General features: G+C 56.7%; 12 protein-coding genes, 1 other RNA gene and 1 riboswitch. Of the genes, 4 read left to right on the forward strand and 9 right to left on the reverse strand.

Going from position 1 to position 14,275, the window contains the following annotated elements; genetic code table 11:
- Positions 1 to 87 precede the first annotated feature (87 nt).
- Positions 88 to 1,698 (forward strand): UDP-N-acetylmuramate--L-alanine ligase, encoded by a 1,611-nt coding sequence (gene murC / locus RAM15_RS02445; RefSeq protein WP_372338673.1) that lies wholly within the window; start codon positions 88 to 90, stop codon positions 1,696 to 1,698.
- A complete protein-coding gene (locus tag RAM15_RS02450; RefSeq protein ID WP_306221914.1) occupies positions 1,695 to 2,960 on the forward strand; it encodes a cell division protein FtsQ/DivIB in 1,266 nt (421 codons plus the stop codon). Before murC ends, RAM15_RS02450 begins: the two co-directional genes overlap by 4 nt.
- Here RAM15_RS02450 and dtd read toward each other — a convergent pair.
- From dtd to RAM15_RS02470, 4 genes are all read right to left on the reverse strand, one after another.
- Positions 2,953 to 3,453, reverse strand: a complete 501-nt coding sequence (gene dtd, locus RAM15_RS02455; RefSeq protein WP_306221915.1) for a D-aminoacyl-tRNA deacylase — start codon at positions 3,451 to 3,453, stop codon at positions 2,953 to 2,955. The two genes, RAM15_RS02450 and dtd, sit on opposite strands and share 8 nt — an antisense overlap.
- Positions 3,454 to 3,471: 18 nt before the next feature.
- Positions 3,472 to 3,741 (reverse strand): hypothetical protein, encoded by a 270-nt coding sequence (locus RAM15_RS02460; protein ID WP_306221916.1) that lies wholly within the window; start codon positions 3,739 to 3,741, stop codon positions 3,472 to 3,474.
- Positions 3,742 to 4,010: 269 nt separating this feature from the next.
- Positions 4,011 to 4,328 carry a DMT family transporter gene (locus RAM15_RS02465; protein WP_306221917.1) on the reverse strand — a complete coding sequence of 106 codons (318 nt, stop codon included), beginning with the start codon at positions 4,326 to 4,328 and terminating at the stop codon, positions 4,011 to 4,013.
- Between the two features lie 8 nt (positions 4,329 to 4,336).
- Positions 4,337 to 4,400, reverse strand: a riboswitch (guanidine-III (ykkC-III) riboswitch).
- Positions 4,401 to 4,621: 221 nt separating this feature from the next.
- Positions 4,622 to 6,223, reverse strand: a complete 1,602-nt coding sequence (locus RAM15_RS02470; protein ID WP_306221918.1) for a hypothetical protein — start codon at positions 6,221 to 6,223, stop codon at positions 4,622 to 4,624.
- A 353-nt stretch (positions 6,224 to 6,576) separates the two neighbouring features.
- On the opposite strand from RAM15_RS02470, the gene RAM15_RS02475 reads away from it, so the two are divergent.
- Positions 6,577 to 8,016 (forward strand): FtsX-like permease family protein, encoded by a 1,440-nt coding sequence (locus tag RAM15_RS02475; protein ID WP_306221919.1) that lies wholly within the window; start codon positions 6,577 to 6,579, stop codon positions 8,014 to 8,016.
- Between the two features lie 321 nt (positions 8,017 to 8,337).
- Here the strand turns inward: RAM15_RS02475 and RAM15_RS02480 are convergent, their stop codons facing one another.
- The 5 genes from RAM15_RS02480 to RAM15_RS02500 all read right to left on the reverse strand — a co-directional run bounded on the left by RAM15_RS02480 (position 8,338) and on the right by RAM15_RS02500 (position 12,418).
- Positions 8,338 to 8,616 carry a type II toxin-antitoxin system RelE/ParE family toxin gene (locus RAM15_RS02480; RefSeq protein ID WP_045924101.1) on the reverse strand — a complete coding sequence of 93 codons (279 nt, stop codon included), beginning with the start codon at positions 8,614 to 8,616 and terminating at the stop codon, positions 8,338 to 8,340.
- Positions 8,609 to 8,863 carry a type II toxin-antitoxin system RelB/DinJ family antitoxin gene (locus tag RAM15_RS02485; protein ID WP_306221920.1) on the reverse strand — a complete coding sequence of 85 codons (255 nt, stop codon included), beginning with the start codon at positions 8,861 to 8,863 and terminating at the stop codon, positions 8,609 to 8,611. The genes RAM15_RS02480 and RAM15_RS02485 overlap by 8 nt, the downstream gene beginning before the upstream one ends.
- 242 nt (positions 8,864 to 9,105) lie before the next feature.
- Positions 9,106 to 9,504: a transfer-messenger RNA gene (gene ssrA, locus RAM15_RS02490) on the reverse strand.
- 113 nt (positions 9,505 to 9,617) lie between these two features.
- Positions 9,618 to 10,562 (reverse strand): LysR family transcriptional regulator, encoded by a 945-nt coding sequence (locus tag RAM15_RS02495; RefSeq protein WP_306221922.1) that lies wholly within the window; start codon positions 10,560 to 10,562, stop codon positions 9,618 to 9,620.
- Between the two features lie 233 nt (positions 10,563 to 10,795).
- Positions 10,796 to 12,418, reverse strand: a complete 1,623-nt coding sequence (locus RAM15_RS02500) for an NAD-dependent malic enzyme (protein ID WP_306221923.1) — start codon at positions 12,416 to 12,418, stop codon at positions 10,796 to 10,798.
- A 303-nt stretch (positions 12,419 to 12,721) separates the two neighbouring features.
- On the opposite strand from RAM15_RS02500, the gene RAM15_RS02505 reads away from it, so the two are divergent.
- Positions 12,722 to 14,197, forward strand: coding sequence for a DASS family sodium-coupled anion symporter (locus RAM15_RS02505; RefSeq protein ID WP_306221924.1), 1,476 nt, complete (start codon positions 12,722 to 12,724; stop codon positions 14,195 to 14,197).
- The last annotated feature ends 78 nt before the right edge of the window (positions 14,198 to 14,275 follow it).

A 14,275-nucleotide genomic window follows, 5' to 3' on the forward strand; every position in this document is an offset into this window, starting at 1 on the left:
GAGGCAGGCGACGGGCGACCCCGTCCTGGATGGTCCTGAACTGTTGGAGGAGATGCAACTACTGTGCCCAAGCATGAATTGAATACTGTGCCCGGTCGGCAGGACGGCGGCGACCGGTCCCTGCCGGTTCTGGACCCCTGCCTGCCTGCCTTGGCCCAGGCCGGAGTGCGCGACCCCAGGGATTTGGGGCCCACCCACTTCATCGGCATCGGCGGGGCCGGGATGAGCGTGCTGGCCGAGATGCTCCACCAGGAGGGGGTGCAGGTCTCGGGCTCCGACCGCGCCGAGGGGGACAAGACCCGCCGCCTGTGTCAGCTGGGAATCCCGGTCGCCATCGGCCAGGACGCCAGCAACGTGGCCGGGGCTCGCACGGTGGTCTGGTCCAGTGCCATCAAGCCCGACAATCCCGAAATTCTCGCGGCTCGTGAGGCCGGCGCCCGGCTGGTCCATCGCAGTGACATTCTGGCCCTGCTCATGGCATCCAGGATTTCAGTCACCGTAGCTGGAGCCCATGGCAAGACCACCACCAGCGCGCTCTTGGCCCACCTGCTGACCAAGGGCGGCCAAGGGGATCTGGCTGATTCCAGCTACGCCATCGGGGGCAGCCTTCAGAGCGGCCAGGGGCCCATGGACGGAGGGCATATGGGGGCCGGACGGGTCCTGGTGGCTGAGGCGGACGAGTCCGACGGCAGCTTTGGCAAGTACACTCCCGACATCGCCATCATCACCAACGTGGAGCCCGACCATCTGGACCACTACGGCACGGCTGACGCCTTCCACCAGGCCTTCGTGGAACATGCCAGGCATGCCCGCCGCTTCCTGGTGGTCTGCGGGGACGACCAGGGAGCCCTGGAGGTGCTGCGGCGGCTGCACGGGGACTGCCAGGCCAAGATCATCGTCTATGCTTCGGATCCCCAGCTGAATATGGACTCCCTGCCCGGGGTCCTCGGCCTGGTTCGCATCGAGTCCGAGTCCGAAAGCAGCGGCAGCGGTCGTGAGCATTGCCGTTTGGCTCTCCCGGCGCAGGTGCTTCAGGCAGCAGGGTTGGATGCCAGCAAGCCGCTCGAATTGCAGGTGGACTTGGCGATTCCCGGCATTCACAATGCCCGCAATGCAGCCGCGGCCATCATCGCCGCCATCCTGTTGGGAATGGATCCCGATGCAGCCGCCGCTTCTGCAGCCGACTTCCGTGGGGCCTCTCGACGCTTCGAGGTCCGCGGAATCCAGCACGGGGTCACCGTAGTTGATGATTACGCCCATCATCCTACGGAGATCGCCGCCCTGCTGACAGCCGCCAGACGGCGTTATCCGGGGCGGACCATCAGGGTGCTCTTCCAGCCTCACCTGTATTCGCGAACGGCCATCTTTGCTGACCGGTTCGCAGATGCTTTGTCCCTGGCGGACGATGTGACCGTCACCGACATCTTCCCCGCCCGCGAGCTGGCCAGCGATTTTCCGGGCGTGGATGCCGGGACCATCCCTGCCGCCGCTCGCAAGGCATCGAATCAGGAGTCCCGGGATTCCGGGAAGAGGTCGACCGGAGCTGTCTTCCGGGCCTGCCCGGACATGCATCAGGCAGCTCTGGATCTGGCCGAGCGGGCAGAGCCGGGGGATGTGATCCTGACTGTGGGCGCCGGTGATGTCACCGCCATGGGAACGGTCATTCTTGACAAGCTTGCTGAACGGGACGAGCAGTGAAGACCGGCAAGGGTCGCAGCGCCTCCGGCGGAGCCTCTTCCAGAAGCAGGGCCGTCCGGGCTGCCAAGGCCGCACGGACAGCCCGGTCTGGGCGCACCGCCAAGCCTTTGGGAGAGGAACCGCAGACCGGCAGAAACGCCAGATCGGGAAGGTCGGCCGCTTCCGATGCTGCGGGATTGGCAGGTCGCCGGTCCAAGGCTGAAAAGACAGGCGGCAGGGGCAGGCGTCTCAAGCGGTCCAAGCGTCTCAAGAGTCGTCCCAATCGTGCCAAGAATGCAGGCGGATCCCGGACGCGTAGCCCAAGGTCGGCCTCTTCATCCTCCCGCTCGCTGGTCAAAGGCAGCAGCGCCTCAGCCTCCAAGTCTGTGGCATCCAAGTCTGCAGAATCTCGTTCGACGAGTTCGGCCGGCGGATTCGTCGATGCCCGGACCATACCGCCGGACCGACCCGTCTCAGGCAGGATTGGCACCGACCAGGAGGATCAGGGGCTGGGGATCTTCGTACGGCCCAAGGTTCTGGACTTTCAGGCCCGGGTGCGCGAGAAGAAGAAGGTCAGTCGCAGGCTGGTCCTGATCCGGACAGGTGTCGTCCTCCTGGTCATGGCTCTGATTGCAGGACTGTCATGGCTGCTTTTTCTCTCGCCGGTCTTCCGCCTGCAGACCGAAAAGATCGATGTCAGCGGCGGCAATGCATGGGTGTCCAACGATCGGGTGGCCTCAATCGTGGCTCATCAGGGGGATCGCTCGCTGCTGCTGATTTCCACTAATGGAGTCGAGGAGGAGATCAGCGGCATGGCCGGGGTGACCGATGCCAAGGTCCGCAAGAGTTTTCCGCACGGTCTGGAGGTGACCTTCGATGCCCAGGAGCCCACTGCGGTCTTCAAGGATGCACAGGACAGACTGACGGCCGTAGACAGACAGGGAAGGGTGCTCAATACTGTGTCCAAGCCGGTGAAGGGAGTGCCGGTCATCCAGGTCTCCACCGTCAACCGTGCCCAGCAGGATCAGGCGGTCAGGCAGACCCTGCGGATACTGTCGACCATGCCCGAGGCCATGCGTCATTCGGTGACCAAGGTGACTGCGGAAACCCAGGACTCCATCACCACCGAGCTGGACCAGGGCAAACATGTCATCATCTGGGGCGACGGCTCCGACCTGAAGCTCAAGCAGGCGGTGGTCGACAAGATCATCAATGATCCGTCCAAGATCGGCGACAAGCATCAGTTGGATGTGTCGGCGCCCCTGCGACCCATCGTTAAATAGTCGCTGAAGGAGCAGCCGTCTTCAGCAGCCTGTCGGTATCCAGCAGGATGGTCACCGGTCCGTCGTTGACCAGATCCACTCGCATGTGGGCGCCGAATTGTCCGACGGCAACTGGCACACCGGTCGCGGCCAGGGCTCGGTTCAGGTCCTGCCAGACGCTTTGGGCGTGTCGGGGCTCTCCGGCCGCCATGAAGCTGGGACGATTGCCGCGACGCAGATCCGCATAGAGGGTGAACTGGGAGATGGAGAGGATGGAGCCGCCGCAGTCCAGGACCGACCGGTTCATCCGGCCCTCCTCATCGGCGAAGATGCGCATCCGTGTCAGCTTGCGCACGGCATAGTCCACCTGGGCATCGCCGTCGCTGTCCTGGACGGCCACCAGGAGCAGGAGACCCGTGCCGATGCTCTGTGGCGTGAAATCGGGATCCGGCTGCCCCTGCTCGTCGACCACATCGACCCGTGCACGGCTGACCCGTTGTATAACGATTCTCATGGTTCCAGTCTAAAGACTTCAGGCGTTGTTATAGTGCCGAAGGGAAAAGCTGGGCCGGTATTTGGTGGGGGTCAGGGTAAAGAGCCGTTTGAAGACCAGCATGAGGGATGCCCGCTTCAACGGAGGCATGACAGAGCGATTCTTGTCAACGGTCCAGTCAATGGCTATTTCCACAACTCTTTCGGTATGCAGCTTCAGGCCGAAGTCCACTATGCCCGTGTTATTAAGGTAATCCTGACAGACTGGATCATCGATACAGTCCTGATCAGTGTGCACGGATGATGTCATGATGAATTACCTGCTTCCCTCTGGGGGGCGGATTCTGGCCACTCATGGTTTGCGTCGGGTCGTCTCCGATCCGTCGGTGCCGCTCGGCTGTACAGACGCATCCGTCAATTGACTGCTGCGTCATGCTCCAGTCGGTCTGAACGTCGGTGCCCAAGGTGAAGGCGTGCTCGCCGGTCCGTTTGAAGCCCATGGCCTGATAGAAACGTTGAGCGGGCTCATTTGTTCTTAATTCGGTCGCTGGGATATGTCTGTGTTGATGGCCACTGTTCTCAGTTGACGACCTTGAGTCCGACCACGCAGGCGACCAAACCGATGATGAGCAGAATGCGGGCGAGTGAAACAGGCTCCGAGCCCGTAGCCATGGCGTATAGGACAGTCAAGGCAGCTCCGATGCCGACCCAGACCGCGTAGGCCGTGCTGGTAGGGATGTTGCGCATGGCAAAGGCTAGACCCATCATGCTGAGAATCAATCCAACGATGAAAACCATGTCCGGGACGATTTTGGTAAAGCCTTGAGACTTGCCTAGGGCGGTGGCCCAGACTGATTCACAGATGCCAGCGAGTATGAGTACGATCCACGAGGACATGGCTGCCTTTCGGCAAGTCTTGTCGCTGTCCGGGTACTTGACCATCGTCCGGGAACCTGCATCAGGTTCTGCGCATCAGAGTAGCACGGGTTGAATCGTAAGATGTTGAGTCAGATATTTTTATGGCGGTTCAAAGGCCGTAAATGATCAATGCCGATTCAATTCGTCAAAGATCCTGCACATTTGGGATTACATTGTTGCTTGTCCACGAGGAATGGAGAACGCTGCAACCTAGGTGATCTGGTCGATTAAAGCTGTCAAAAGCACACATGGTTACATCGCATGTCTTGGCTTCACCGCCTCACTAGCGTCAGTATCAGCTGCCACCTTCCTTTGAAGCTGGAAAAACTATGAGTGATGACTTTTTGTAGTCTTTCCTCGTTATCAGCCTCTGAGCTTATAGATGTTGATAAGTACTGACGATCATCGAAGATAGCAGCTAAATAGATTTTGCAGTCCTCTTGGTCGCAACAATTGAACTCTGGATCATTGGTGTCGATTTTATTTATCAAGCGTGTGATAGCGCGTTGACGTTCTGTTGCTTCAGGACTTATATCGTTTTTCTGTTTGAGGTTATCAGATTCTAGGGTTTTCTGAAGTTCCTGAGTTGATAAAGAAAGCAAGGGAACTTGATTTGTGGTGCGGGAAGCGGGATCACATATTTCTGCCCATTTCCCTTTTTCAGCGGGTATTATGACGGTATGCATCAAATACTCGCGATGAGTATCCACGGATAATTCGGAGCTTAAGTATGACGCCGCAATTTTTGTGAATGCTTCGTAGTGAATCTGTTCTATATTACGCTGGTCATCTTTTATCAAATTGCTAACCCACCATTTATGAATGGGAGCTAAAAACCAATTCCAGCAGGGTAGCAGATAGATGACGACGATCAATATCGGCACCAAAAGAGTGATTAAGAACATAGGCATAGTTGTTGGATTCAATACGATGGCAAAGGTAAGCACTGATATAAGCCAAGAAGACAATACTGTAAAGACTCGATATATCCATTTACAAACCATGCGACCCTTGTAGTGTTCTAGGTTCTTTCTACTTGGGCGACCGCCAACGCCGATGTCTAGCATAAACAGAGGATCTAACAAGCAAGGAACCAGCTCAAAAGCAACAGTTATAATAAACGTCCCTATAGAGGCCACTGGGTGATTGTTTATTCTGGCGAATAGCGCTGCTATTCCATATGTTATAAAAGCAGCAGGAGTAGTCATGAGTATCAATCCGCAAGTAATACGAAGAAAAGCATCGGCTTTCGGGTGTCTTCTGACCAATGATCCCTTAGCTAATGACTGATATTCATTGAGGTGATCTGATCTCAGCATTTCGTTTTCCTGTATCATGTGAAACGAAAAGACCTGTTTTACGCCATAGCTAAGAGCAAAGGCTGCGATATTGAGGCTGACGAATATCAATAACAGGCTCAGACCAAAATCGTTCTGCTGCAACATATCAGGAGATATGTAGCCTGTGACAATGCTAATAGCACATGACAGGAAACAGACGAATACAATGAATGCTCTCGCTTTGCTGGATGATTCAGGAGTTTTTGTTTCCAAAAAAGCTGTCACAATAATGACGCTTATGATTAATGTCCACAAAGCCAGCAGCATATTTGCAGAGTCTTTATAGGGATTGTCAAGCACGAAATTGTGGGGGAAGGTATTTTGCTTATACCAACTTCGCTCTGCTTTATTTTCAATTAAGTTATATTCTGCCAACCTGAGACCGATTCCTGATGCTAAAAGCAGGACAGAGTATGCTATTGCTACAAAGAATTGCCTTACATTTTCAGCGTGCCAGCTTTCTGCTGGATGGAATATTGGAGCAATACTCGAATGATCTCTTGTAGTGGACATAATTGAAACCCGCTCTATCATCGTCTCTCATTGTGACCTTATAAAGTTAAATATAAATATGATTAAAGGACATGTAGTTTGTATACTGTCCTGGTTGTGGATCGAGAAACAAGATGACCATCGAACTGGCCAGTGAGTTGGAATTGCTTGTTTGCTAGGTCTTTCCATTTAAAGGGTTTCACTCTAATGCTGTGACGCCTAGACGATGTAAGGCATACGCTCACAATGAGCTCGGTATCATAAGGTTGAATCAGGGTTGATTCAGGGTCGTTTCAGGGGTTTGCCGGATGTTGTCTTACGCGCCGATCGGCTATTCATGTAAATACAGGAATGTAGTCGAGTGTACGCACGAGGACGTGGCAGGTGAATGAAACATGACTTGGGCCTTACGTGATTTGAAAGCCAATAGTGGCATCTGGGCTGGCGTCTTTATCGTTCTTGTGGTCACCCAAACCCTGCTCTGTGCCATGAGCGTGAGCATGGGTGTCAACAGCTATTACCAGGGTTTGTCGGCCAAGACCAGGGATCCTGCCAAGAGCCTGGCTTCGGTCCTGAGTCTGGTCTTTCTCACGGTCATTGTGCTCGGCTGTCTGGTGATCAAACAGACCCTGCAGGCATCGATTCGCCAACGTCGGCAGGGGCTGGCCCTTCTTTCGCTGCTGGGCGCTACGCCTAAGCAGATCCTGGTACTTACGCTTTTGCAGGTGATGATTTTGGTTCTACCAGCCTCCCTCGTTGCTGCGGCTCTTTCACCTGCGCTGGTTGGAAGGATCCTCGATTGGTATTCAGCTGGAATGCGAATACCGGTGCATTTCGCTTTTACCTGGCACGGTTTTCCCAGGTCTGCCCTGACTGGTCTCGCAGTGGGACTGGCTACGGCCGTCTTGGCGACCAGCCGGACATTGCAGGATTTGGGAAAGATGACACCAGTCCGGGTGGTGCGCCGTGCTGAGGAGAGCGAATCGATTGACCGGCCCCGACATGGACGTGGTCTTGTATCGCTTTTCCTTGGGCTGGCCTTGCTGCTATTGCCCTTGCCTGTCTTTGCCTATCTTTCGCACAGCGGCTCTGGGGCCTTAGAGCCTAAGCAGGTCCAGGCGGTCATAAGTGCCGTTGGAAGTGGACCGCTGTTTGCTATTTTCTTGCTGCTGATTGCCTTGGCACGTTCTGGGGGGCCAGTTATAAGCAGGGTCACTCAACTTTGGACTGCTCTGGTCCCCTCGTCATCTGCTGTCTGGCGGATAGCGCGTTCACAGTCTGTGGCCAGGAGTCGAGACACTACATTCGGCTCAACAGTAATAGCTCTGACTGCCTGTATGTTTCTGGTTGGTGGTCTGTTGGCTGCCGGAGGCACCAGTACCATCGCCATGAACAAGGTACCGGGAATAGAGAATGTCACATCGGGTGGAACCTTGGAGTTGCTCTATGGTTTCTGGGCAGCGCTGCTGGTCGCCCTGGTCGGTGTGATCGCGGGGTTTGCTATCGCCGCTCGGGATCGTGACCTAGATCTCGCGCTCCTGTCAATTGCCGGCGCAAACCCGCAGCAGCTGACTGCTATATCCATATTGGACGGCACCATCGTGATGACTACGGGCATTATCATCGCAGCAGGTGGCACCGGACTGGTCGGGCTGAGCACAGCTATGGTCTACTGGCCGCTTGTCCACAGCTTGTCCATGGTTTTTCCTTGGCAGTTCTTCCTTATATGCGGGTTCCCGATCATCGTCGTCGGTTCGCTGGCGACCATGCTGACGGCGCGGCCTGCTTTGCGGCGCTCGCCCATAGCCATTCTGCAAGGGGCCGTAGGCGAATGATTGACAATGAACTTTTACTCCTGGGCTCGCGATGCGTAATTGAGCGGTCTTGCCAAGCACTGATTTCGGCCATGGCTGTGTGACATATTCATCAACCTGCAGTTCCTTGCCGTATTGACCAGCGCTGGTCAATACAGAAAATACATGTTGGCTGCTCGAAGATGGGTATCGCCATTATGGCACGTTAATCTTGAGGAGATCCTACTGACGATTAACTCTTTAACTGAGAAGTAGATAAACAGTTGGCGGTCAAATTTGTGTATTGAGTACAGTGATTCGTGTCAGTCTGAACAAGACTCGATTACTCAGACTTCACTTATGTCACAGTGTTTGGTCATGGCTGCCAGTGGTCATCAAAGTGAGAATCATTCGATTTTTATCGCGCTTGTATACCAGGAGCCAGTCTGCGTCGACATGTAGCTCCTCGTATTTGGACCAGCGTCCCTTCAACTGGTGATTTCGGTATTTGCGTTTAAGCAGTGCTGAATTGTAGTCAGCCAAGTCGTCGAGCACTTGATCGAGCCTGCTTAAGTCGAAATGCTTCTTCTTGATTTTCTTGACATCACGCAGGAATTTTTGCGTATATGCAAACTCATACATGATGGATGATGTCTTTCATATCCTCTACATCACCCACGTGAGTGACCGGTGAAGTCTGAGCTTCCTCCATTTCCCTGTCAAATTCGGAAAGTCGAGAGCGAAATGGAAGTCCTCCTTCGCGCAACGACTGGGAGAGAAACATGTTAATCGCCGTGCCGAGATCAAGGCCTAGGTCTTCGAAAAGCTGTGAGGCACGACGTTTCATATCCTCGCTGGTGCGAATTTGGATTCTCGTTGTCTCTTTCATTACTTTCACCCGCTTCAATTGCTCTATTTGTCTTCTTTAGCTCCAAAATTATATCATTTATGCTCCGAATGGAGTTACTCTGGAGTTATTCTAACTCTACGAGTAAAGAAACGAGCATGACTTGAGGTTCATGAATTAGGCTGTTGCCAATGTGATGCACTAAATAATCCGTAAAGATGGATCTTTGAACCGTAAAAACGGTATAGAAAGGGCCGGCCAAGTTGCCTCGGCCGGCCCTTGCCTTGTGGAGCTGCGGGGAATTGAACCCCGGTCCGGTGACCGCACCCTCAGTCTTCTACGTGCGTAGTCTGCTGGCCTTTGTGGCTATCTGTCTGCCCCCACCTGTGTCGCAGACAACTGGTGGCGGGCATAGCCGCAGTAAAAGTCCCCGAACCGCCCTGTGGCGCAGCAGTTCAGGCAAGTCTTCTTAATGACGCTCAGCATCCCCCCGAAGGCGAAGGGGAGTGAACGGAGCAGCTGCTCACTGGTTAATCCTGGCGCGAAGCTCAGGCAGCGAGAGCGAACTCAGTGCGGTTAGATTTAGCACTTGTTGTTTGCGGGAGGACATTAACGAGCGGACCCCCGCGTTCTCGGCACGCTTCCCTGCGACGAACAGGTCACCGTCGAAACCGATCAGCCCCAATCTTGAATTATCAAGCTCCGCTGGTGCCATTGCGGACCAGCCTCGTCAGTATACAACAGATGGACGCTGTGGATATTCCCGCTTCTCCCTGGGCATTGACTTGAATCCTGGTCAAGCCATAGAGCCCAGTCGACTGGTGGCATATTCGCTGAAGGCGTGCACCTCCTCCACGTCCTCGTGAAAGGCCTCCCGCTTCGTGTCGTTAAAGAGGTAGATATTGAAGCGGGGCATGTCATCACCGGCAAAGGGGATGAAGCGCAGACCATCGCCAGGGTGTACGCCAGCCGAGGTGATCAGGCTGCAGACCAGGCTGGATGTAGTCACCATTTTCAGTGTTTCCACGTCGGAGACCTCGATCAGGTGGCTGACAGGTTCAGACAGGTGAATCAGCCGTTCAGCTGCCTGGGCATGGACGAAATCGCGGTTGAGGGTGGCGAAGGGGACGTCCCCGGGAAGCATGGCCAGATCCTCGGGGTGCAGACTGGTCATTCCTGCCGTGCCCAAACGTTCGGCCATGGACTGGGTGCAGACCATACCGAAGGGGAAGGATGCCAGCTTGGTCGTTTCAACGCCATCCACGCTCAGCGATTCGTCCACGCTGGCAACAGCCCCGTAGTCCACGCGGTGGGCCTCTATCTGGCCCAGGAGCTTTTGGGATCCTATGGTTTCTACGGTCGTGTTCTTGTCTGGTTCGGACTGCTTCTGCTTCCCTTGTCCGGAGCTCAGTAGCGATGAGATGATGGGCGGCAGGCCGATGGTGCGCCGTCGAATACCGGTCCGTGCAGCTAAAGCCTCGGGCAAGGAGTTGATCAGGTCCAGGGCCTGGCTGACATGATCCACCACTGTTCTTCCGGATTGGGTGAGCTGTGTGCCTTCGCCAGCGCCGAAGCGCTGCCGCAGAACCAGCCTGGTTCCTAGGCGCTTTTCCAGCCTTCTGATGGCCTGCGAGACCGCAGGCTGGGAGATGCCTGCCTCCAACGCGACGTCGGTGAAACTGCCGTACCGGGCCAGCATGGTAAGCAGCTCGAGGTCGCGGACATTATCCATATAGGTCATGAGCCGCTTCCCTTGATTGTTGCTCAGATTATTATTGCTTATCCGTCAACTTTGGCGAAAGACTACTTACCGCCACCCTATCATTGTCGTCTGGACTTAAGAAGATTGACACATGGGGAATATTGATACGGCTTGGCTCATGATTGTGGTCCGGCCAACACGATCGTCGTTCATAAATCGTGCTGGCCGGACCACAATCTCAATATTGCAGGAAGCGAAGGCGCTGGTTTCGCTCAGGCATCATAGTGCCACTGGGCCTTGGCCACGGCGGCGTCCACATCCTCAATCGGCTCACGGTTCAGACCCTCCTGAACCGCCTGTTCAGCCACAGCAGTGGCGACCCGGCGCGAGATCTCCTTGAGGTCGGCCACCGGCGGCAGCACGGCGGTTCCGGGCTTGTCCACGTCGATCATGTCGGAGATGGCGTAGGCTGCTGCCAAAAGCATTCCCTTGGTGACCAGCCGTGCCTTGGCGACGATGGCCCCGAAGCAGATGCCGGGATACATGAGGGCGTTGTTGCCCTGTCCGATGGAATAGGTGACGCCCTGGTAGTCAACCGGCTTTGAGGGGGTGCCGGTGATGACGAAACCGCGGCCGTGGGTCCAGGCGATCACGTCGGCAGCCTTGGCCTCAGCCAGTTCCGTGGGGTTGGAGATGGGGCAGATCAGCGGCCGCTCCACATGCTTGGCCATGGCCTCCACAACGTTCTGGTCAAAGGCTCCGGGCCTGGTCGAGGTGCCGATGAGCACCGTAGGTTGGAAGGCGTCGACAACTTGTGCCAGCGAGGTCTTGTCGGTGACCGAGGCGAACTCGTCCGGCTTGCGTGCATAACGGGTTTGGCCCTCGGTCAGATCATCTTGTCCCTGCTCGATCAGACCTTGACGGTCGAAGAGCAGGACCCTGCTGCGCGCAGTCTCGGTATCCATGCCTTGGCGGATGATCAGGTCGTCCACGATCTGGTCGGCGATGCCCACGCCGGCGGTCCCTGCGCCGAAGACCATGATCTTGGTGTCCTTGGGGTCGGTTCCGGCGATTTTTCTGGCGGCGATCAGTGCAGCCAGGACGGTTACGCCGGTGCCTTGAATGTCGTCGTTCAGGGTCAGTATGCGGTCCTGGTAGCGCTTGAGGACGGGCGCGGCCTCGGGCCTGCCGAAGTCCTCCCAGTGGATCAGGGCCTGCGGGTAGCGCTGGAGGACCTGTTGGACGAAGTCATCGATGAAGTCGTCGTAGCGCTGGCCTCTGACCCTGGCGAAGTGGTTGCCCACGTAGTCGGGATTGTCCAGCAGGGCCTGGCGGTTGGTGCCCACATCCACCATAACCGGCAGAACGCGCGAAGGGTCAATGCCGGCAGCAGCGGTGTAAACCGCCAGCTTGCCCGTCAGGATCTCAGCGCCCTGAGCGCCCCAGTCGCCGATGCCAAGAATGCCTTCTGCGTCAGTGCAGACCACCAGGTCAATGGGCCGATCACCGGCGTACTGGTCCAGGGCATCGCCGATCCCCTCGGGATGATCGATGGAGATGTAGGCCACATCGCTGCCCGAATAGAACTCGTCGTAGCGTTGGATGGACTGGGCCACGGTGGGGGCGTAGACGATGGGCATGTACTCGGTCAGGTGCTTGTCCATGCTCCTGTAGAAGAGCCGACGATCGGTGCGGCAGATGCTCATCAGATAGAGCCGCTTGTCCAGATCGGTGGGCTGGGCCAGGAAGCGGCGGTAAACGATGCGCTCGCGCTGTTCGTCATCCTGTATGGCAGCAGGCAGCAGCCCGTCCAGTTTTAGCTCGCGCCGTTGCTCATAGTCGAATCCCAGTCCCCGGTTGGCATAGGAATCGTTGATGGTATCGAATCCTGTCATGGTCTCACTTGTCCTTCACGATCGGGGCCGGCCGCGTTGCCGGACCTCTGCAATCAGCCTAGAAAAGCCTTGGACACACCGGCAAATAATCAGAATCTATATGCGTTTAAGCCCCCTTTGCCGCTCTTTGACGGGCCTTGGAGGTCATAGGCGGCCGCCAGTCATGGCGCTCCCTACATATAGGCAATGCTTATTTGTCGCCCCTGCCGCCAGCCGCATAGCATAAGTCCACATGAGCAAGCCGACGAAGAGGTCGGTGGTTTCCAGGCGGTCATACGCCGGATCATGAGCGAAGGAGCAATGATGGGTGAAACAGTACGAACACGTGAGGGCAGGGGAGACCCCCAGGCAGAGGCCAGACAGCCTTTCAATACGAGCCAGCTGGTCAAGGCTCTGATCTGTGTAGCGGTAGGGTTGGTCATCTTTCTGATTCCGCCTCCCAAGGGGCTGACCGCCCAGGGCATGCACATGCTGGGAGTCTTCGTAGGCACCATCCTAGGGCTGATTCTGCAGCCTCTGCCCACCTCAGCAGTGGCCATCATCGGCATGACCGTGGGGATGCTGACCGGTGCCCTGGATCCCAAGAAGGCGGCTTTCAACGGACTGGGCAGCGCATCCATCTGGCTGATTGTGGCGGCCTTCTTCATCGCCCAGGGCTTTGTCTCTACCGGGCTGGGCCGCAGGATTGCCCTGGTCTTTCTGTCTCGATTAGGCAAGTCCAGCCTGGGCACAGCATACGGACTCTCGGCCGCCGACCTGGTCCTGGCTCCGGCCACCCCGTCAAACACGGCTCGCCTGGGCGGCATTCTGTTTCCGATCATCACCTCCATCAGCGACGTGCAGGGTTCAAAGCCGGACACTGACGAATCCCGGCGGCGCATCGGTGCTTACCTGGCAATCACGGCCAACAACGTCAACGCCATCACATCGGCCATGTTCCTGACGGCCATGGCGGCCGGCCCGGTTGTCGGGCAGCTGGCCCAGAAGTTCCATGTGGACATCGGATGGGGTACCTGGGCCCTGGCCGGCATCGTGCCTGGCCTGATCTGCCTGATCATCATCCCCGCCCTGATCTACCGCATCTTCCCGCCAACTCTGAAGAATGTTCCTCAGGCTCAGGAGGATGCCAAGGACGAGCTCAAGGGAATGGGTCCGCTGAGCATGCACGAGTGGATTATGACTGTGACTTTCCTGGTCATGCTGGTCCTCTGGGCGACCGGTTCGGTGATCCATATCAACTCCACCACCGTGGCCTTCCTGGGCGTGGCCGTGCTGCTGTGCACCAAGATCATCACCTGGCAGGATATGGTGGCTAACAAGTCCGCTTGGTCCACGTTGATCTTCTTCGGCGTCCTGGTAGGCATGGCGGAACCGCTGAATACCCTGGGCGTCACCACCTGGGCGGGGGAGATCATCGCCGGACTGGTCAAGGGCCTGCCCTGGGTGCTGGTCCTGATCATTCTGACGGTCTTTTACTTCCTCATCCACTACATGTTCGCTTCCGAGCTGGCTCAGGTGGCGGCCATCTACACGCTCTTCGTCAGCGTGGCCGTGGCCGCCGGGGTCCCCGCCATGCCTGCAGCGCTGATGCTGGGATGCGCCAGCGGTCTGATTGGCGCCATGACCCATTACGCCTCCGGACCGGCGGCCTTGATTTACGGTGCCGGATACGTCAAGACCTCTGAGTTCCTGCGGATCGGCCTGATCTGCGGACTGGTGACCGTGGCCATCTTCCTGACCGTGGGCCTGGGCTGGTGGCGGCTCATCGGCATCTGGTAAATCCCGATTCCGTAGATATATGTTTGGTCCCGTCCAGTCGGCTATTGACAGCTCGACCGGGCGGGACCAAATCACGTT

It is taken from the genome of Bifidobacterium asteroides (genome assembly GCF_030758775.1).
Taxonomy (GTDB): domain Bacteria; phylum Actinomycetota; class Actinomycetes; order Actinomycetales; family Bifidobacteriaceae; genus Bombiscardovia; species Bombiscardovia kimbladii.